The following is a 19500-nucleotide window of genomic DNA, read 5'->3' on the forward strand; positions in this document are numbered from 1 at the left end:
GTCGTGAATTATCGGAACGCACAAAAAAGTAAGTACTCATGGATTCTTATACTTTGTATTATTATAGGTCTTTTATCTTCCTTATACTTAGTATTTGAACGCCATCAGATTGAAAAATCTCAAAATCATATTGAAAATATTGTAGACTATGATGCAGTTTTACGAGCCAGCGCCTTTGAAAAGCGTAGTCAACAAGAAGCTTTTGATGCATTACGTAATGCTGGTGTGACTGCTTTTGCTATTTATGATCGCACGTTAGAAAAAGCAAAAGATGCGGGCCAAGTTAAAGTATTAAGCTCTGAAGAGATGGACTCTGTTCGTGTTAATGGCGCTTCGATTAAACCTGGGGCGACTTATGTGGCATTAATTTCAGGTAAAGAAGGTTATTATAAAGAAATTCGAGAGGATTTATACCACCGTATTGGCAAGGACAAGGTGAAAGAGCTTAATACAAGTATTGGTCCTGTTCTTGAATTGTATGGTGCAACAGCAGATAGCTATGCAAAGATGAATCTTGGTATTTCAAAGTTGCAAGCACAAGAGGTTGCAGATCGTGGTTTCAATGTTATCGTTCGTCCAACAAACTATAGAAACGTAACATCTGAAGATATTCAATATGTATTTAAACGACTTGAAGGCATTCCTCATGTAACAGGGATGATTTTTGCTGGTAAAGAAGCTCTAGGTGCACCTAATTTAACGGATGAAACATTAGCATTACTAAATAAAAACCATATTCCACTAGTTGGTATCGAAGCTGTAAATCAGTTGCAGTATGAGCCACAACAAGGTTTCTTGGAAATGGCGGCCAAAAATAATTATAGTGTAGGTCGTGTGTATACTATCGCTAAAGAGGAGTTAAAGAAAATTACCCCTGAAGAAGCGGCACAACGCTTTTACATTAGTGATATAGAGCGAAATATTCGTTTTAACTTGTTTCCGATGTATGAAACAGGTATAAATAATGAAACTGTATTACAGACTACAATCAACTATATTAACATAGCTACAGAGAAATTGGCTGTAAAAGGTTATGAATTTGGTCCAGCGGATATTTATCCTGCTTATACACCAAATCCATTATTAGTAGTTATTACAATGATCGGGGCTATAGCACTTTTTGTATATGTTCTACAAATGATGTTACCAATGTCTAAGCATACGCAACTTGTGGCCTTTTTTGGCATTTCTTTGGCATCCATTGTTGTATTTATTCTTACAAGTGGTACCTTAATTACTCAAATATGGGCTCTATCTAGTGCTATTATGGCTCCTGTAGGTGCTATGATACGCTTGATGGAAGAGTGGCGCCGTTATGATGGTGCACGTCCATTAGGTGCCATTAAGTCTACTATTCTTGCCTTATTATATCTTGTAATTGCTGCATTATTTGCTGCTATTGGCGGAATGTATATCGCATCTTTATTGGGCAATACGAAATTCTTTATGGAGTTTGCTCTCTTTAGAGGTGTTAAGTTGACCTTTGTTCTGCCAATTATTTTAGTTATTATTGCGTACCTTCAACGATTCCCATTGTGGAACGACCGCATGATTAATTCCAAAGAAGAAGCGAAAACATTTGTAGTGGAATTCTTAACTATGGATGTTAAATTATATGTATTCTTTATAATAGCAGCACTTGGTGGTGCAGTATGGGTATTTGTTGGCCGTAGTGGACACACTGCAGGTGTTCCTGTACCAGGCTTTGAACTTATGCTACGTCGTTTTCTTGAAAATACAATGTATGCGAGACCGCGTGAAAAAGAGTTCATTATTGGTCATCCTGCTTTAATGCTAGCTACCTTTGCGTTCATGCGTAAGTGGCCTACAGTAATTCATTTCTTGTTAACTCTAGCTGGTGTTATTGGCATTGCTTCGATGGTTGAAACCTTCTGTCATCTTAGAACGCCAGTATTCATGTCCATCATGCGTGGTTATGATGGTTTGTTAATTGGCGCCCTTTTTGGAGTGCTTCTTATCATCGCAGTACGGTTTATGATGTACGTAACACAATGGTTCCAAGCTAGGGAGGTTGACCATGAGTAATATTGTTATCTCTGGTTATTATGGCTTTGGTAATGCTGGTGATGAGGCCATGCTTTGTGCTATTATCGATGCTATTCGTAAAGAAGAGGCTGATGCACATATTACTGTAATTTCTGGTAATCCTAAAGAGACTAGTAAAAAGCATAATATTAATGCTGTAGGTACATTTTCTGCATTGGGTATCTTAAAAGCAATTGCTCATTCGGATCTTGTTATTAGTGGTGGTGGTAGTTTATTACAAGATGCTACTAGTATTCGCAATACTTACTATTACTTAAGTATTATGGCGTTAGCAAAGTTGCTTGGGAAAAAAGTAATGCTATACTCCCAAGGTATTGGTCCTTTAAATCGTTCATCAACACGTCGTGCCGTTGGATTTGTATTGCGTTTTGTAGATACTATTACAGTTAGAGATTCTATTTCAAAGGATGAACTAGTTTCTTTGGGAATTGAAGATGTAGAAGTTACTGCAGATGCGGTATTGGCCATGCAACCAGCAGATCTTTCAATTGGCTCTCATATTCTGAAAGGGTATATATCTAAAATATCTGAAGCAGATGAACAACGTAAACGAATTGGTGTGGCGGTTCGTAGTTGGAAAGAGGATACAGAGTATAGAGAATCCTTAGCTAATGTATTGAGCAGATTACAAGAACAAGATAATGTGGAAATTATCTTTATTCCTATGTCACATCCTGAGGATACAAAAGAGGCTAAGATCATTGCCAGCTATATGCCGAATGGCGCTATTGTGCTAGAAGGTCCGTTCTCTACAGAGCAACAAGTGTCATTATCTGGAAATGTGGACCTCATGATTGGTATACGTCTTCACGCTTTAGTTTTTAGTTCTTTAATGGGAAAACCAGTTATTGGTATTTCCTATGATCCTAAAATTACAAGCTTTTTACATATGATTGGTCAAGAGCCTATTGGCACAATGACTCATTTGCGTGAAGAAGCCTTATATCAATGGTGTCATAAATTGTTGAATTCTCGTGAGGAGTATCAAGCATCTTATGATCGCATTGAATCATTGCGTGTAGATTCCCAACGCAATGCAGAAATTGCTATTTCATTACTTAAAGATTATTAATATATTGGATTTTATCCAGAAAGTGAGGTCTCTATGGCTACATTAACACAAGATGTTAAACAATTAGTTCAAGAGAAGGCAAAAGCTATTCGCGTTGGTATTGTACAGTCTGTAACGGCAGCGAAATCCGGTCACCCAGGTGGTTCATTATCCATCGCCGATGTGATGGCCTTGTTGTACTATGTTGAGATGAATGTAGATCCAGCAAATCCAAAAGCTCCTAATAGAGATCGTTTTGTCCTTTCTAAAGGTCATGCAGCGCCTGCACTATACGCTACATTGGCTGAAAAAGGTTATTTCCCTAAAGAAGAACTCTTGAACTTACGTAAAATTAATCATATGTTACAAGGCCACCCTGATATGAAACACACACCAGGTGTAGATATGTCTACAGGTTCTTTAGGACAAGGCATTTCTGCGGCTTGTGGTATGGCATTGGCAGGCAAAATTGATAATGCAGATTACCGTGTATACTCTATTCTTGGTGATGGTGAGCTGGAAGAAGGTCAAGTGTGGGAAGCTGCAATGTTTGCTGGCTTTTATAAACTGAATAATTTGACAGCTTTTGTCGATTTTAACGGTCTTCAAATTGATGGTGACATTACTAAAGTTCTTTCTCCATTACCAATTCCAGAAAAGTTCAAAGCTTTTAATTGGAATGTTATTGAAGTTAATGGTCATGACCTTGATGAGCTTCATAATGCTATTGAAGCTGCGAAAGCTTTCACAGAAGGCCCAACATGTATTATCATGCATACTGTAAAGGGTAAAGGCGTTGAAGAGATGGAAGGTCAAGCAGGCTGGCATGGTAAAGCACCAAGTGAAGAGCAAGGTGTAGCCTTTGTTAATGAAATTATGGGGGTGCAATAATGGGTAAAGCAACACGTGAAGCATATGGTAATGCGCTAGCTCGCATTGGTAAAGAGAATACTAATATTATCGTACTAGATGCGGATTTATCCAAATCTACTAAAACAGACACATTTAAAGCTGTGTGCCCAGAACGTTTCTTTAACGTAGGTATTGCAGAGCAAAACTTGATTTCTGTTGGTGCTGGACTTGCAGCGGCAGGTAAGATACCATTTGTATCATCTTTCTCCATGTTTGCTACAGGACGTGCATTTGAACAAATTCGCAATGCTGTATGCTATCCTAAATTAAACGTGAAAGTATGTGCTACACATGCGGGCATTACTGTTGGTGAGGATGGTGCAACGCACCAAAGTTTAGAGGATATTTCCTGTATGCGTACATTGCCAAATATGACTGTAGTGGTACCTGCTGATGAGCGTGAAACAGAGGCTGTTATCGAATGGGCTGCATCTTATAACGGCCCAGTATACGTTCGTTTGGGGCGTGCTGGTGTAGATGATGTAACAACAGAAGGCTACTCATTTGTGCCAGGTAAATCTACTATTTTGGTAGATGGTTTTGATGCTACAATTATTGCTTGTGGTGCATTAGTTGGACCTGCTGTAGAGGCATCTAAAACTTTATCTGAATCTAATATATCTGCACGTGTTATTAATATGGCATCTATTAAACCTATTGATGCTGAAGCAATTATAAAAGCCGCTACGGAAACTGGTGCTATCGTTACAGCTGAAGAACATAATATTATTGGTGGCCTCGGTTCTGCTGTATCTGAAGTAGTAGTATCTAATAAGCCTGTACCTATGGAATTCGTTGGTGTCCAAGATACATTTGGGGAGAGTGGAACACCAAAAGAACTAATGGCAAAGTATGGCTTAACTGCCAATGATATTGTAGAAGCCGTAAAACGTGTAATCGCTCGTAAATAATCAAAGGGGATCCCATGATTGAATTTAAGAATGTTAGTAAAGTCTATGATAATGGTTCTGTTGCATTAGACGATGTGTGTTTAACCATTAACGATGGTGAATTTGTTCTCGTTTGTGGTCACAGTGGTGCAGGGAAATCAACATTATTTAAGTTATTAACGCATGAGGTAGTGCCAGATGCTGGTACTGTTATTGTTGATGACTTTGATGTTACGCGTATGAAGCGCAGTAAAATTCCTAAATTGCGGAGAAAGCTTGGCGTTGTATTCCAAGACTTCCGATTATTGCCTAATAAAACGGTAGCAGAGAATATTGCTTTTGCTCTTGAAGTTATTGAAGAAAAACCAAAAATCATTAAAGAAAAGGTGAGTCATGTATTAGACCTTGTTGGTTTATCTGAGAAGGCTAATGACTTACCAGAGGATCTTTCTGGCGGCGAACAACAACGTGTTGCTATTGCGCGTGCAATTGTTAATCGCCCAACAGTATTAATTGCTGATGAACCTACTGGTAACCTTGATCCTGATACTAGTAAGGATATTGTTGAATTGTTTAAGCATATTAACAATTTCGGCACTACCGTTATTATGGTTACCCATAATATGGATCTTGTTTCATACTTGAATAAACGCGTTATTCGTTTAAAAGACGGCCGTGTTCAAAGTGATAATATGAGAGGTGCAGAAATTAATGAAGCCTAGAACGATAAAATACTATTTTAAAGAAGCACTGAAGTCTATGAAACGTAATGGACTTATGACATTAGCGTCCATTTCTACAGTGGCTTTATCCTTATTTATGCTCGGTGTATTCCTTTGTGGTGTCATTAATTTGAATAACATGGCATCCAGTCTAGAAAATCAAGTACAATTAAGTATTTACTTAAAGGATGGCTTAACAACTGATCAAATTATGGCAGTAGGAAAGCAAATTAAGGCTATACCTAACTTAAAGCATTTAGAATTTGTTAATAAAGAGCAAGCTATGAAGGAGTTCAAAGAACGCCTTGGTGATCAGCAACAATTGGTGAATGCTTTAGGTGATGTAAATCCGTTGCCTAACTCGTATGTGTTAACCTTTGATAATCCTAGCGATGTAAAAGCAACTGCAAAATTAGCTACGACATTCCAAGGCGTAGAAAGTACACATTATGGTCAAGATATTGTAGAAGAGCTTTTCCGCATTACGCAAGTAATTCGTATTGGTGGGATTGTATTGATTGCTTTCCTAGCAGCTGCAACACTATTCATCATTTCAAATACAATTCGGTTGACTGTATTCGCACGTCGTAAAGAAATTGCAATCATGAAATATGTAGGTGCTACTAATGGATTTATTCGTTGGCCATTTTTGATTGAAGGCATGTTGTTAGGCTTAATTGGTGCTATCATTGCCGTTCTTTGCGTTGGTGAATTTTATCACTTCATCACAATGGAAGTTTCTGAATCATTAGCATTCTTCCCTTTAGTACCAATGTTCCCATTCTTCTATGATGTAGCCCTTTATATCTTAGGTGGCGGCATAGTAGTAGGTGCTATTGGTAGTACTATTTCTTTGAAACAATACATGAAGGTGTAATGTTTATGAATAATAGTATATTTAAATCTCGCTTCGTAGCGGCAATTTTGACTGGTATAGTGGTATTGGGAACACCATTATACATCGTTGCAGAGGACGAAGATTTAACAAATCAACTTGATTCAATTCAACAACAAGTTAATCAACAAAATGCTAAAAAGGCAGATGCTGAAACTGTAATAGTCAGTGTATCCGAACAGTTACGTCAAATCGAAGAACAATTACGTCAGGCTCAGCAACAATTGGATTCTATTCAACAACAACGTATAGCTGTTGAAAATGATATTACAGTGAATGAAAAATTACTTGCTGAAGCACAAAAGCGACTAGAAGGGCGAGAAGCCGTATTTTATAAGCGTGTACGTGATATTTATATTAACGGTCGTTTAAGTTACTTAGATGTAGTTATTGGATCTAAAGATTTTACAGACTTTGCTAATCGTTTAGAAATTTTAAAACGAATTATTGATTCTGATATTAAATTAATTGAGGAAATCAAAAAAGAGCGCGCTGAAATAGCGGCTCGAAAGCAAGCACTAGAACAGTCTCGCGCAAAACTAGTTGAGCTTGAAAAAGCAGCTGCGGCAAAACGAGCTGAAATAGAGCAAAAGAAGAAAGAACGTGAGGTAGTTCTTCAAAAGGCTCAAAATGATCGTGCTACAGCAATGCAAGCAGTAGAAGAATTAAATGCATCTTCTGCACAGATTACAGCGTTATTGAAAGCACGTCAAGCAGAGCGTGCCGCTGCTCGTGCTGCAGCAGCGGCTCAACAATCTTCACCAACTTACTCTTGGGTACAAGGGTCTGGTCAACTTGGCTGGCCTGTAAGTGGTGAAATTACCTCTCCATATGGCTATCGTACACATCCGATTTGGGGCACTACAATTTATCATTCTGGCATTGATATTGGTGTTGATGAAGGTACACCTGTTCATGCTGCAGATGGTGGTACTGTTGCTTGGTCGGGTTGGATGGGTGGCTATGGTTATGCCGTAGTTATCGATCATGGTAATGGCATGTCTACTCTTTATGGACATAATTCTGAACTTGCTGTCTCTGAAGGGCAAGACGTAGGTAAGGGTCAGGTTATTGCCTATGCTGGTAGCACAGGTAATAGTACAGGGCCACATGTACATTTTGAAGTTCGTATAAGTGGGGATCCTGTGGATCCTATGGGATATTTATAATATGAAATTTGATACACGTACAGTGTTATGGAGTCTATTGAAATATATAGGCTCTGGCATTGTTATTATGTGGCTTACATTTTGGTATCTTTCCGGTTCATTCTGGGGGCTACCAAGATTATTTATAGCCTATTATACTGCGAGTCAAGTTTTTATGACACCTATGGCTAAAACTACCCTTTATGATGGTATGCTAAAGGGGTTAATTGACTCTTTGGGAGAACCACATAGTGTTTATTTAAATGCAGAAGAATATAAATCCATGAAAATGCAAACATCTGCAACATATGCTGGTGTTGGTATGGTTCTTGGTACTGATGATAAAGGTCTATATGCAGTTAGCGTAATGGAAGACCAACCAGCTTTTAAAGCTGGAATTAAACCTGGAGACCACATTATTGCTATCGATGGACAATCCACTACTGAAATTCCGGTAGAGGAAGCATCTTCTCGTATTCGTGGCGAAGCTGGTACTACCGTATCTTTAGATATTGAACGTAATGGTGAAAAGTTGCATTTTGATATCACTCGTGAATCCATAGTTTTGCCTACTGTTAAAAGTAAAATGCTTACTAGCACAGTTGGATATATTCGTATTAGTCAGTTTGCAGAAAATACCGCAGAAGATTTTGCCACTCAATATAAAGAGCTTCAATCTCAAGGTATGAAGGCCCTTGTCTTGGACCTACGAGATAATCCAGGCGGTTTATTATCTACTACTGAAAAGATATCTAACTATATTATGCCTCCAGGTACACTCGTAACAGTACAAAATCGATCAGGTAAAAAGGATACTTATAAGTCAGATGGACCTGATGTAGCTATGCCATTGGTTGTTTTAGTTAATAAGGGCTCTGCTAGTGCATCAGAAATCATAGCAGGGGCTGTTCAAGATCGTAAATTAGGCACTATCGTAGGTACTAATACATATGGTAAAGGTACCGTTCAAACTATTTTCCCTAGTTTAGATGATGAAGGAATTAAAGTAACTATTGCTAAGTACCACACGCCAAGTGATCGTGTTATTGATGGAACAGGTATTAAACCTGATGTAGAAATCGATTTACCAAAAGGTGTACATCCATCTAGTACATTAGATGATATTCAAATTAAAAAAGCATTAGAGCTATTACAGCAATAATGCATAGGAGTTAAATTATGTTTATAGATAGAGCGCGCGTCTTTGTTAAAGCTGGTGACGGTGGGGATGGTATGTCCAGCTTCCGTCGAGAAAAATACGTGCCAAATGGCGGCCCTAGTGGTGGTGATGGTGGTAAAGGTGCGGATGTTGTTTTTAAAGCTGACAAGAATATTAATACGCTTGTAGACTTTAGATATAAACGTCAGTTTAAGGCACCAGCTGGCGGTAATGGTGAAAGCTCTAATAAGCACGGTCGAGGTTCCGATCCTCTTATCATTCCAGTTCCATTGGGTACAGTAATTAAAGATGAGGAAACAGGAAAAATCTTTTGCGACCTTGTCAACGATGGCGATACCTTTGTTATTGCCAAAGGTGGTCGTGGCGGTCGTGGTAATGCTCGATTCCAAACTAGTGCTAACCGTGCACCAACCTTTGCAGAAAAGGGTGAACCTGGTGAAGAATTCTGGTTACAATTAGAGCTTAAAGTATTAGCTGATGTAGGTTTATTAGGTTATCCATCTGTTGGTAAATCTAGTATTTTGCGAAAAGTATCTAAAGCTCAACCAGAGGTGGCAGCGTATCACTTTACTACACTAACACCAGTACTCGGGGTAGTTACAATTTCTGGAGATCGTAGCTTTGTTTTGGCTGATATTCCGGGTCTTATTGAAGGGGCTAGTGAAGGTGTAGGTCTAGGTCACAATTTTCTACGTCATGTTGAACGTACGAATATTTTAATTCATGTTCTAGATGTATCTGGTATGGAAGGCCGAGACCCTAAGGTCGACTTTGATGCGATTAATGAAGAGTTACGTAAATACTCTGAAAAATTGGCTAATAAGAAACAAATTATAGCTCTCAATAAGATCGATATGGTCTTTGATGACACGACGATTCCCGAAACAAAAAAATATTTTGAAGATAAAGGCTATGAAGTATTTCTCATTAACGCCTTAAGTGGTGAAGGTTTGTCAGAGCTTATGGAACGAGCTTACTACTATGTAGAAAACTACGAACCAGAGCCTGAAGCAAATGATGACACAGTTGTATACGAAGCAAAACAAGATGTAGAATTTGTCATTACTCGTGGTGATGATGCTGCTTTCTACATTACTGGTAAACGTATTGAACGATTAGTAGCTATGACAAATCTTGACGATGATCAATCTCTTCGTAGATTCCAACGCATTTGGCGCTTTATGGAGCTTGATGCAAAATTGAAGGAAAAAGGCTGTAAAGACGGTGATGAAGTTGTAATCGGCGATCAGCGCTTTACTTTCCAAGAGTAGGAGTAATAATGACAGGAAAACAAAAACGGTATTTACGTTCATTGGCGGCTACAATACCACCGGTTGTCCAAATTGGTAAAAATGGTTTAGAGGATAGCGTTATAGATAGTGCTCGTGCAGCGATTACAGCACGTGAGCTTATTAAGGTTAAATTACATAATAATAGTCCTGAAGATAAGACAATTTTTCAAGACTTAGCAGATATGCTTGGCGCTGAATTAGTTCAAGTGATTGGTTTTAATGGTGTTTTATATAAAGCTAAAAAAGAACCTAAAATCATTTTGCCAAAATAATTTTATATCTAGTAGATCATAAAAATTTGTATACATCGTAGTTAAGAATTTCAACCTTAGGAGGTTAGTCTATGCGCAGCGCCATCGTTAATGCAAAACGAATTGTAGTCAAAGTTGGTAGCAGTACGCTTTGTTACACTAACGGACATTTAAATTTGGAGCGTATTGAAAGATTAGTGCGCCAATTATCAGATTTGGCTAACCAAGGTAAAGAGATTATTCTTGTTTCCTCTGGTGCTACTGGTGCAGGTCTTGCCCCTTTAGGCTTTAAAGAAAAGCCTAGAGATCTCGTATTAAAACAAGCAGCTGCTGCAGTAGGTCAAGGTATTCTCATTCATATGTACGAGCGCATGTTTCGAGAATATGGTCGAACCGTAGGGCAAATTCTTTTAACGAAAGAGGATAGTACTGGACGACATAGTTATCTTAACTTGCGTAATACATTACATACTTTATTGCAACTTAACGTTATTCCTATTATTAATGAAAATGACGTGGTTGCTATCGAAGAATTTAAAATCGGTGATAACGATACATTATCTGCTACTGTTGCAGGTATTGTAGATGCAGATTTACTTATCATTTTGTCAGATATTGAAGGCTTATATACAGCTAACCCAGCCACTAATCCAGATGCTACTTTGATAGAAACTGTTTCTGAAATTAACGATGAAACCTATGCTATTGCAGGTGGTGCTGGTTCTAATATGGGAACGGGTGGTATGTATACAAAAATTAAAGCTGCTCATATGGCAACAAATTCTGGTGTACCAATGGTTATCACCTCAGGTGAAGTAGAGGATTCTGTTCGTCGTGTATGTAAGGGTGAACAAATTGGGACACTCTTTGAAGCCCATGATGCAAGTTTATCTGGTAAACATCATTGGTTAGCTTTTGGTAAACGATTAAAAGGCTCCATTACGATTGATGACGGATGTGCTCGCGCTGTTTTAGATAAGGGTGCTAGCATTCTGCCCGCTGGTATTATTGAAGTAGAGGGGACTTTTGGACCTGGTGATACAATTTCCATTTATCATGATCATAAGGAAATTGGTCGTGGACTTATTAATTATAGTATTGATGATATGAAGGCGATTAAAGGTCACAATACAAATGATATAGCCGAAATTCTGGGTATTAATACGACCTATGATGAGGCTGTACATCGTAATAATCTAGTTTTATTACACTGAGGAAATCCTATGAACCAGTATGAAAAAATTTGTAAAGATATGGGCCAGAGAGCTAAAACGGCATCTTTTGAATTAGCCCAACTCGATCAAGAAACTTTAGATTCTGCATTGTTAGCAATTGCTGATGCTGTAGAAGCACAAACAGATGAAATTATGGCGGCTAATGAGTTAGACCTAGAAAAATCTGTTGACTATAATTTACCTCGAACTATGATAGATCGATTGACTTTGACACCTAGTCGCATTGCTCAAATGGCAGAAGGGGTGCGTCAAGTGGCTGCTCTTGAAAGTCCTGTAGGTTCCATTATAGAAACAATCACTCGTCCTAATGGTTTGATTATTGAAAAGCGATCCGTACCTTTTGGTGTAATTGGTATTATCTTTGAAGCCCGTCCTAATGTAACCATAGATGCAGGTGTTCTTTGTTTAAAGACAGCAAATGCTACAATTTTACGAGGTGGTAAGGAGGCATTTCACACGAATCAAATCATCGTGTCTATCATGCGGAATACCTTAGAGTCGTTAGGTATTAATGGTGACTCTATTCAACTAGTTGAGGTGCTTGATCGAGATCTGGTTGGAGTACTTTTACAACAACGGGAATATATTGATGTAATCATTCCACGTGGGGGTGCTGGACTTATTCGCCGTGTTGTAGAAGATAGTAGTATCCCTGTTATTGAAACTGGCAGCGGTGTATGTCATACCTTTGTTGATGAATTTGCTGATTTAGAGATGGCTCTAGAAATTGCAGTCAATGCTAAAGTTCAACGTCCATCTGTATGTAACTCTATGGAAACCTTACTAGTTCATCAAGCTGTGGCTAGAGAGTTTTTACCACGCCTTAATATAGCACTACTAGAATATGGTGTTCGTATTCATGGTGATGAGGCTGTAGCTCAATATATGGAGAATACAATTCCTTTAACAGAAGAGTCTTTCAGCACAGAATACAATGATATGGACTTAAATGTGCGTATCGTTGAAAATCTTGAAGAAGCTATTGATCATGTGAATCGGTATACTACACATCACTCTGAGGCTATTATCACAGATGAACCTATGCGTGCTAATGTGTTTATGAATTTAGTAGATTGCTCTACTGTGTATCATAATGCATCTACACGTTTTACAGATGGCTTTGAGTTTGGCTTTGGTGCTGAGATTGGCATTAGTACACAAAAACTCCATGCTCGAGGCCCTATGGGGTTACAAGCTCTGACATCTTATAAATATTTTGTATTTGGAGAAGGCCAAGTACGGACGTGAAGAAACTATATTATTTTATAAGAGCATATTATAGATACATTCAAACACCAAAGGGTCGATATGAATGGATATCCTATATAAAAGCATTGCTCATATTCATCATTATTTGTGTCATTGTCATTAAGGGAGTGACCACATTATGGTAGATAAACGTCGCATAGGTATAATTGGTGGAACATTTAATCCCATTCATTTAGGTCATCTAATGATTGCAGAGGTGGCTTGTGAAAGCTTTAATTTAGAAAAGGTTATCTTTGTACCTGCTCGTATTCCACCACATAAGCAACATGATGTGATTGATAGTCATCATCGATATGCTATGACGGCGGCCGCAGTTTCGGATAATCCAAATTTTGAAATTTCTGATGTAGAGATGCGCCGAGAAGGCCCTTCGTATACCGTTGATACGATTCAATATTTTAAAAAACTATATGGTTCTACTGTTGAATTTTACTTTATTGCAGGGACTGATACTATTCGTGCATTACCGACTTGGAAATTTATAGATGAACTTATAGATGAGGTTCATTTTATTGGAGCTACTAGGCCAGATGGATCAAGTGCTATTGATTCTACTTTGGATGAGTTAGGATCTAAAGCACGTGAAAAAATACATGTTATGGAAGTGCCTGAAATGAAATTGTCTGCTACGTATTTACGAGAGCGCTTACGGTCTGGAAAGACAGTTCGTTATATGTTGCCTAAATGTGTAGTGGATTATATAGAAGAAAACCATATATATGGGAAGGAATAAATGATGTTATCGTTTGATGAAATACAGCATAGGGTAAGCCAATGGATGGGGAAAAAACGTTTTAAGCATACTCTAGGTGTTGTTGAATCCGCAACTCAGTTGGCTAAACTTTATAATGTTGAAGTAGAAAAAGCACGATTAGCGGCATTGCTACATGATTGTGCTAAAGAAATGCCTTTGAAAGAGATGCAAGATTTGGTGAAGGAGAATAATTACAAAGCTGATGAAGAATTATTAGCCAATGGTAATCTTTTACATGGATTAGCAGGTATGATTCGAGCTAAACTTGAGTTCTCTATAACCGATTCAGAGATTTTAGAAGCTATTCGTGTTCATACAACTGGTAAGGTGGGAATGTCTAAATTAGATAAAGTTATATTCTTAGCAGATTATATTGAACCCAATCGTGATTTTCCAGGTGTTGATGAACTTCGAAATGTGGCTAAAAAAGATCTAAATAAGGCTGTATTGCTTGGTTTTGACAATACTATTAACCACCTTATTGAGCAACATCTTTCAATTTATCCTTTGACCATTCTTGGTCGTAATGATGTATTAAAATCTTGTAAATAATGGAGTTTTTATATGGATGAACGTGAACGTGCAAGAGCTCGCCGACGTAGAAAAAGACGTCAACAAAAGTCATCTGTGAAGTGGCCTAGAGTTATTTTGGCTATTGTTGTAGTTTTCACTTTGCTCGGTGGGATAGGGTATGGCATATATAGTGGTGTATCTTATGCATATAGAGCAATTGTAGGAACTACTGAAGCTACTGAAGCCGTGACAGATAGTGGAAATAAACAGGACGCAAATACTGTATCAGTAGAGCAAAAAGGCTTAGATAAACCTTTATATATTTTGGTTATCGGTACTGATGACAATAATCCTAGTCAAGGTGATAGTCTATTCCTATTATCTGTAAACCTTGATCAAAAAACGATGGACGTTATCGGCATTCCAAGTAATAGTAAAATCGATAATCGTGATCAAACCGATGCGACTATGTTAAATAGTATTTATGAAAAAGGAGGCATTGAACTTACTAAAGCTGTAATTGAGGATATGTTCCATATTTCAATCCCGTACTATGTAGTAGTCAATCAAACTGCCTTCAAGAAAACTAATGATGTGTTAGGAAATCAGCAAATTTATGTAGAACAACCGATGGAACATATTGATGCAGAAGGCAATATAGATATTGATTTGCGACGTGGTTACCAAACTTTAGATAGTAATAATGCCTTAGCGTATTTACGATATTCAGATCCTAAACACGATACCTTTACTCGTGTGCAACGACAAGAAAGATTCCTAAAATTGTGGGTGGAACAAGAACATAATGCATTTTTCTTAACAAATGCATGGCATATTTGGCGTATTTGGGATCATTATGATAGTAATATTTCTACTTTAGATGCTATTAAGTTGGTATACAATGCGAGCAAAATTAATAAGGAAGAAATTCACTTCTATATTCTTCCTGGAGAAAAAGAGCTTATAGGTGAAACGACTTATTGGAAGGTAAACCCTACGGAAGCTCAACGTTTAGTAGGGATAACAATGGGTAATTTGCCAGCTAATGAAATGACACAATTTATATCTGCACCAACTAATAGTACGTCGAAGGTTGCACCTGAATCAGAACATAATGGTGGCACTATTACAAAGCCAACAGAACCTGGTGAGGAGAGCGGTAGTAAGCGATAAGATAAGAGGCTAAATAATGAAAAAGAAAGAAGATATTAAACAAATCGTATTAGAGCTTGCACAAGCTGCATTTGATAAAAAGGGGAGAGATATTGAAATTCTTGATTTAGAAGGAATTTCTATGTTAGGCGACTATTTCTTAATTGTTAGTGCAAATAATAGTAAACAATCTCAAAGTATTGCTGATGAAATGGAAGATAAAGCAGCCGAATTAGGCATAACAGTACAGCATAGAGAAGGTTATCGTGAAGGTGAATGGATCTTATTGGATTTTGGCGATATAATTTGTCATGTCTTTGGTGGTGATGAATTGCGTGAATTCTACAGTCTAGAAGAATTGTGGAATGATGCTGGTCGAGTTCCATTTGAAGGAGTATAATATGGCTACAGAATTGTTGGAAAATACAATTGCCACATTAAAAGTGTTGCGTACTAGTGATCAAGGTGCTTTTTTAGATGGTCAAACTGGCAATACTAATGATGATATATTGCTTCATAAAGATCAACAAATTGCTCCTGTGGCTATCGGAGATGAAGTCGAGGTTTTTTTATATCGAGATCCAAAAGGTCGTTTAACTGCCTCTATGCGTCTACCAGCCATGAAGGTTGGCCAAATTGGTTATGTTGAGGTTATCAATACTACAAATTTTGGTTGTTTTGTTGAGGTAGGTACAGAACGTGGTATCTTTATGCCTCATGCGGAGATGCGTGGTAGACCTCAGGTAGGTGAAAAAGTATGGGTTCGTCTATATACTGATAAATCCGGTCGTTTGGCGGTATCCATGGATGTAGATGATGAAATGCGTCGTGCTTCTAAAGCTGCAACAGAAGCTATGGTAGGACAACTTGTAAAGGGGGCAATCTATAATTTAACTAGTGAGGGGGCTTTTTTTATTACCCCTGAGCGTTGGATTGCCTTTTTGCATCGTTCCGAAATGACGAGAAAGTTAAAAGTAGGGGAAATGATTGAAGGCCGTATTACTTTCAAACGTGATGATGGTCGCGTTAATGTCTCTATGCGTCCTACAAAGGAAAAGGCTCTTGTTTCAGATGGAGATATTATCATGGGGTACCTGTTAAATCGTGGGGGTAAGATGCCTTATAGTGATGAATCTTCTGCTATGTTGATTAAAGATAAATTTAACATTAGCAAATCTGCCTTCAAACGTGCTTTGGGGCATTTAATGAAAGAGAAAAAGATTGTTCAAGAGGAGGGGTGGACATTACTTACCGACATAGGTCGGCAGTGGACACCGCCTGCTAATAATGAGTCCCAAGATGAGGAATAAAGTCAATGAAAATAGTCATTGTAGGTGCTGGTAAGGTTGGTTATTCATTAGCACAACGACTTATTCAAGATGATCATGATGTATATGTCATCGACCGTTCTCCAGAACGCATTCATAATCTTGAAAATACGTTAGATGTTAGTCTAGTTCTAGGGAATGGCAGTGATGTTCAATTATTGAATGAAATCGATATGTCTGATGTTGGTATGTTTATTGCTGTTACTGATTCAGATGAGGTTAATATGCTATCCTGTTCGGTAGCAAAAATAAAAGGTGTTCCTACGACTATTGCACGCGTTCGCGATAATAGTGTGGCGGAACATATGGATGAGGAGATACGAGCTCAATTAGGTGTTGATCTCTTCATCAATCCTGAAATGGTTACAGCTCAAGAGTTATTACGAATTTTAGAAACACCATCAGCTATAGATGTTGAGGAGTTCGGACAGGGTGCTGTGCGCCTTATGGAATTCAAATTGAATAATGAATTTCCTCTATTAGGACAGCCATTAAAAGAGATTCGCTTTCCTGAAGGTGTTCTGTTAGTTGGTATTTTACGCTATGGTGAAATGATTATTCCTCATGGTGAAAGTCGATTACAGGCTGATGATAGTGTATTTTTCCTAGGTTTGAAAGAGTCCGTTTCTGAAGTGGAGAACCTTTGGTTCCATAATTATAATACATTCTATAAACGGGCTGTCATTATTGGGGCAGGTCTCTTAGGTCGGAACTTAACTGTATTACTAGAAAAAGCTGGTTTTTCTGTGAAGGTTATTGAAAAAGACTTTGACCGTTGTGAGAACCTGGCAAATCAAGTGGATAAAGCTATGGTTATCAATGGAGATGGCACTGATTTTGATTTGCTTGAAGCTGAGGAAATTGCTGATAGTGATGTAATTATTGCTCTAACTGATGACGATAAACTTAATTTACTAGTAGCACTCGTAGGTAAGCATATGGGCATCCCAAAAACCGTTGTTCGTGTGGGACGGCCAGAATATATTATGCTGATGGAGCAAGTAGGTATTGACGTTGTATTTTCTCCACGTTTATTAACAGCAAGTCAAATTTTGCGCTTTGTACGAAGTGGAGAAGGGGTTGTATCTATTTCCACCTTTGAAGGTGGTAAAGCCGAATCTATCGAAATTGAAATTACCAATGAATCGCCTGTGGCAGGTAAACAATTGAAAGATATACGTTTACCTGGGAAGGCCTTAGTAGGTGTAATTTTACGGGAAAATGAAGCTATCGTACCTCGTGGTAATACTCAAATTTTAGATGGTGATCATATCGTTCTCTTTACATTACCTGAATCGGTAAGCAAATTGCTTAAATATCTTACTTAGTAAGGAGGGGCTATGCGAATTCAAATCGTTATGTCCTTAGTGGGTCGACTACTCTATATATTTGGGGTTTTTACTTTAATCCCTTTTATATACAGTGTTGTATTTGAAACTGCATATTGGTCATTCCTTATAACTACAAGCCTTTCTTTAGTTTTGGGGACGCTTTTATCTTATTACGGTTGTGAAAGTCAAAGCTTTAGTATTCGTGATGGGTTCTTAGTTGTATCCTCTACTTGGATATTCACGGTTATTTTGGGGGCTTTACCTTTTTTGGGGAGTGGCATATTGACTAATGTTTTTGATGCTTTATTTGAAGCCACTTCGGGTATTACTGCAACTGGTGCAACTATTATTTATAGTGTTGATGCGTTACCAAACACATTTGTATTGTGGCGTGGTCTTATGCACTGGGTTGGAGGGATGGGGATCATCGTCCTTATCTTATCATTTTTAAAGAATTTAGGAGCAGATGCAGCACATTTCTTTAATGCAGAGGCATCTGTACCAAAGCCTGGCGTTGTAATGCCACGTATTCAATCAATGGCCACCAAGCTTTGGCAGTTGTATATTGCCTTTACTGCTCTTTGCTTTCTTATGCTGTGGGCTGGCGGTATTGAACCTTTTGATGCGTTAAATTATGCCTTTTCTATTATTGCCACGGGTGGATTTGCACCGACATCAGCAGGGGCTTTTATTTATGAACAAAGTAATTATATTTGTTTCGTATTTATATTCTTTATGTTTCTTGCTGGTGGCAATTTCTCTGTGTATTACAATGCACTTCAAAAAGGAATTCGCGTTTTAATTAATGATTTTGAAACACGTATGTACTGGCTTGTAGTGTTTATTGGTATTGCCATTGTATCAATATCTCTAGCATTACAATCTAGCTATTCTAGTCCTTTAGAGATTGTTAGAAATGCTGCCTTTAATTTAGTTTCGCTTCAAACTGGTAGTGGTTTTGCTATTAGTGATTATGATTTGTGGCCTGCTGCAGCACAGATGATGTTATTTATTTGTACATTTTTTGGTGGCTGTAGTGGTTCTACAACGGGCGGTGTAAAAATTATACGACTTATTATTTTGATTAAGAGTTCTATAATTTATCTGCGAAAATCAATTCATCCTGATATGGTTCAAGTAGTACGTATTAATGGCAAACCGATGCCTACTAAATGGATCCAGATGACACATCAATTTTTATTTTTATATTTAATGATTTATGTGGTATCTGTTTTTCTAATGACTTGTACTGGTCTTAATACATATGATTCTATGCAAGTGGTTACGGCCTTTCTTAGCAATGTAGGACTAGGGTTTGGTGGCTTTGGTCCTACTGACTCCTTTAGTGTTATGCCGGATACTGCTAAATGTATTGCTATTGTAGACATGTTACTAGGTCGTTTGGAGTTATTTACGATTTTAGTTATGCTTCACCCTCAGTTTTGGGAAGGGTATTTTATTAAAAAAGAGGTTCCTAAACGATATCGTATTCTATAGAAGGGCGGGAACT

At 37.9% G+C, this 19500-nt stretch carries 19 protein-coding genes; all 19 read left to right on the plus strand.

All coding sequences use genetic code 11. The features are described 5' to 3' along the window. Window positions 1–3 precede the first annotated feature (3 nt). The 19 genes from ACGHIY_RS03960 (at window position 4) to ACGHIY_RS04050 (ending at window position 19487) form a co-directional block, all read left to right on the plus strand. Window positions 4–2046 (plus strand): DUF5693 family protein, encoded by a 2043-nt coding sequence (locus ACGHIY_RS03960; protein ID WP_390525731.1) that lies wholly within the window; start codon window positions 4–6, stop codon window positions 2044–2046. Then, the gene (gene csaB / locus ACGHIY_RS03965) at window positions 2039–3139 is read left to right on the plus strand and encodes a polysaccharide pyruvyl transferase CsaB (protein ID WP_004693157.1); all 1101 of its coding nucleotides are present in this window, start codon (window positions 2039–2041) and stop codon (window positions 3137–3139) included. The genes ACGHIY_RS03960 and csaB overlap by 8 nt, the downstream gene beginning before the upstream one ends. 33 nt (window positions 3140–3172) lie before the next feature. After that, on the plus strand, window positions 3173–4009 hold the full coding sequence (locus tag ACGHIY_RS03970; RefSeq protein WP_390525732.1) for a transketolase: 837 nt from the start codon (window positions 3173–3175) through the stop codon (window positions 4007–4009). Next, window positions 4009–4941, plus strand: a complete 933-nt coding sequence (locus ACGHIY_RS03975; RefSeq protein WP_390525733.1) for a transketolase family protein — start codon at window positions 4009–4011, stop codon at window positions 4939–4941. Before ACGHIY_RS03970 ends, ACGHIY_RS03975 begins: the two co-directional genes overlap by 1 nt. 14 nt (window positions 4942–4955) lie before the next feature. Beyond that, the gene (gene ftsE / locus ACGHIY_RS03980) at window positions 4956–5642 is read left to right on the plus strand and encodes a cell division ATP-binding protein FtsE (RefSeq protein WP_004693165.1); all 687 of its coding nucleotides are present in this window, start codon (window positions 4956–4958) and stop codon (window positions 5640–5642) included. Next, complete coding sequence (gene ftsX / locus ACGHIY_RS03985) at window positions 5632–6519, plus strand: permease-like cell division protein FtsX (protein ID WP_004693167.1); 888 nt, start codon at window positions 5632–5634, stop codon at window positions 6517–6519. The genes ftsE and ftsX overlap by 11 nt, the downstream gene beginning before the upstream one ends. 5 nt (window positions 6520–6524) lie before the next feature. Continuing rightward, window positions 6525–7706, plus strand: coding sequence for a murein hydrolase activator EnvC (locus ACGHIY_RS03990; protein ID WP_004693169.1), 1182 nt, complete (start codon window positions 6525–6527; stop codon window positions 7704–7706). Between the two features lies 1 nt (window position 7707). Beyond that, window positions 7708–8847, plus strand: a complete 1140-nt coding sequence (locus ACGHIY_RS03995; RefSeq protein ID WP_008600791.1) for a S41 family peptidase — start codon at window positions 7708–7710, stop codon at window positions 8845–8847. Between the two features lie 17 nt (window positions 8848–8864). Further along, a complete protein-coding gene (gene obgE, locus ACGHIY_RS04000; protein WP_278466652.1) occupies window positions 8865–10136 on the plus strand; it encodes a GTPase ObgE in 1272 nt (423 codons plus the stop codon). Window positions 10137–10144: 8 nt separating this feature from the next. Next, entirely contained in the window at window positions 10145–10429 is a 285-nt protein-coding gene (yhbY, locus tag ACGHIY_RS04005; protein ID WP_004693176.1) for a ribosome assembly RNA-binding protein YhbY, read from the plus strand. 71 nt (window positions 10430–10500) lie between these two features. Continuing rightward, a complete protein-coding gene (proB, locus tag ACGHIY_RS04010; RefSeq protein WP_004693178.1) occupies window positions 10501–11622 on the plus strand; it encodes a glutamate 5-kinase in 1122 nt (373 codons plus the stop codon). Window positions 11623–11631: 9 nt separating this feature from the next. Continuing rightward, the gene (locus ACGHIY_RS04015; protein WP_060918832.1) at window positions 11632–12891 is read left to right on the plus strand and encodes a glutamate-5-semialdehyde dehydrogenase; all 1260 of its coding nucleotides are present in this window, start codon (window positions 11632–11634) and stop codon (window positions 12889–12891) included. 139 nt (window positions 12892–13030) lie between these two features. Beyond that, complete coding sequence (gene nadD, locus ACGHIY_RS04020) at window positions 13031–13645, plus strand: nicotinate-nucleotide adenylyltransferase (protein WP_060918833.1); 615 nt, start codon at window positions 13031–13033, stop codon at window positions 13643–13645. 3 nt (window positions 13646–13648) lie between these two features. Then, entirely contained in the window at window positions 13649–14218 is a 570-nt protein-coding gene (yqeK, locus tag ACGHIY_RS04025) for a bis(5'-nucleosyl)-tetraphosphatase (symmetrical) YqeK (RefSeq protein WP_390525766.1), read from the plus strand. Window positions 14219–14230: 12 nt separating this feature from the next. Beyond that, window positions 14231–15352: an LCP family protein gene (locus tag ACGHIY_RS04030; protein ID WP_008713808.1), complete on the plus strand. Its 1122-nt coding sequence runs from the start codon at window positions 14231–14233 to the stop codon at window positions 15350–15352. 16 nt (window positions 15353–15368) lie between these two features. After that, window positions 15369–15731 (plus strand): ribosome silencing factor, encoded by a 363-nt coding sequence (rsfS, locus tag ACGHIY_RS04035; RefSeq protein WP_021148083.1) that lies wholly within the window; start codon window positions 15369–15371, stop codon window positions 15729–15731. A gap of 1 nt (window position 15732) precedes the next feature. Next, window positions 15733–16641: a S1 RNA-binding domain-containing protein gene (locus ACGHIY_RS04040; RefSeq protein ID WP_024061794.1), complete on the plus strand. Its 909-nt coding sequence runs from the start codon at window positions 15733–15735 to the stop codon at window positions 16639–16641. Window positions 16642–16646: 5 nt separating this feature from the next. Then, a complete protein-coding gene (gene trkA, locus ACGHIY_RS04045; protein ID WP_008713810.1) occupies window positions 16647–17987 on the plus strand; it encodes a Trk system potassium transporter TrkA in 1341 nt (446 codons plus the stop codon). 12 nt (window positions 17988–17999) lie between these two features. Beyond that, entirely contained in the window at window positions 18000–19487 is a 1488-nt protein-coding gene (locus ACGHIY_RS04050; RefSeq protein ID WP_314932952.1) for a TrkH family potassium uptake protein, read from the plus strand. Window positions 19488–19500: the final 13 nt, after the last annotated feature.

It is taken from the genome of Veillonella parvula (assembly GCF_042850485.1).
Lineage (GTDB): Bacteria > Bacillota > Negativicutes > Veillonellales > Veillonellaceae > Veillonella > Veillonella parvula_Q.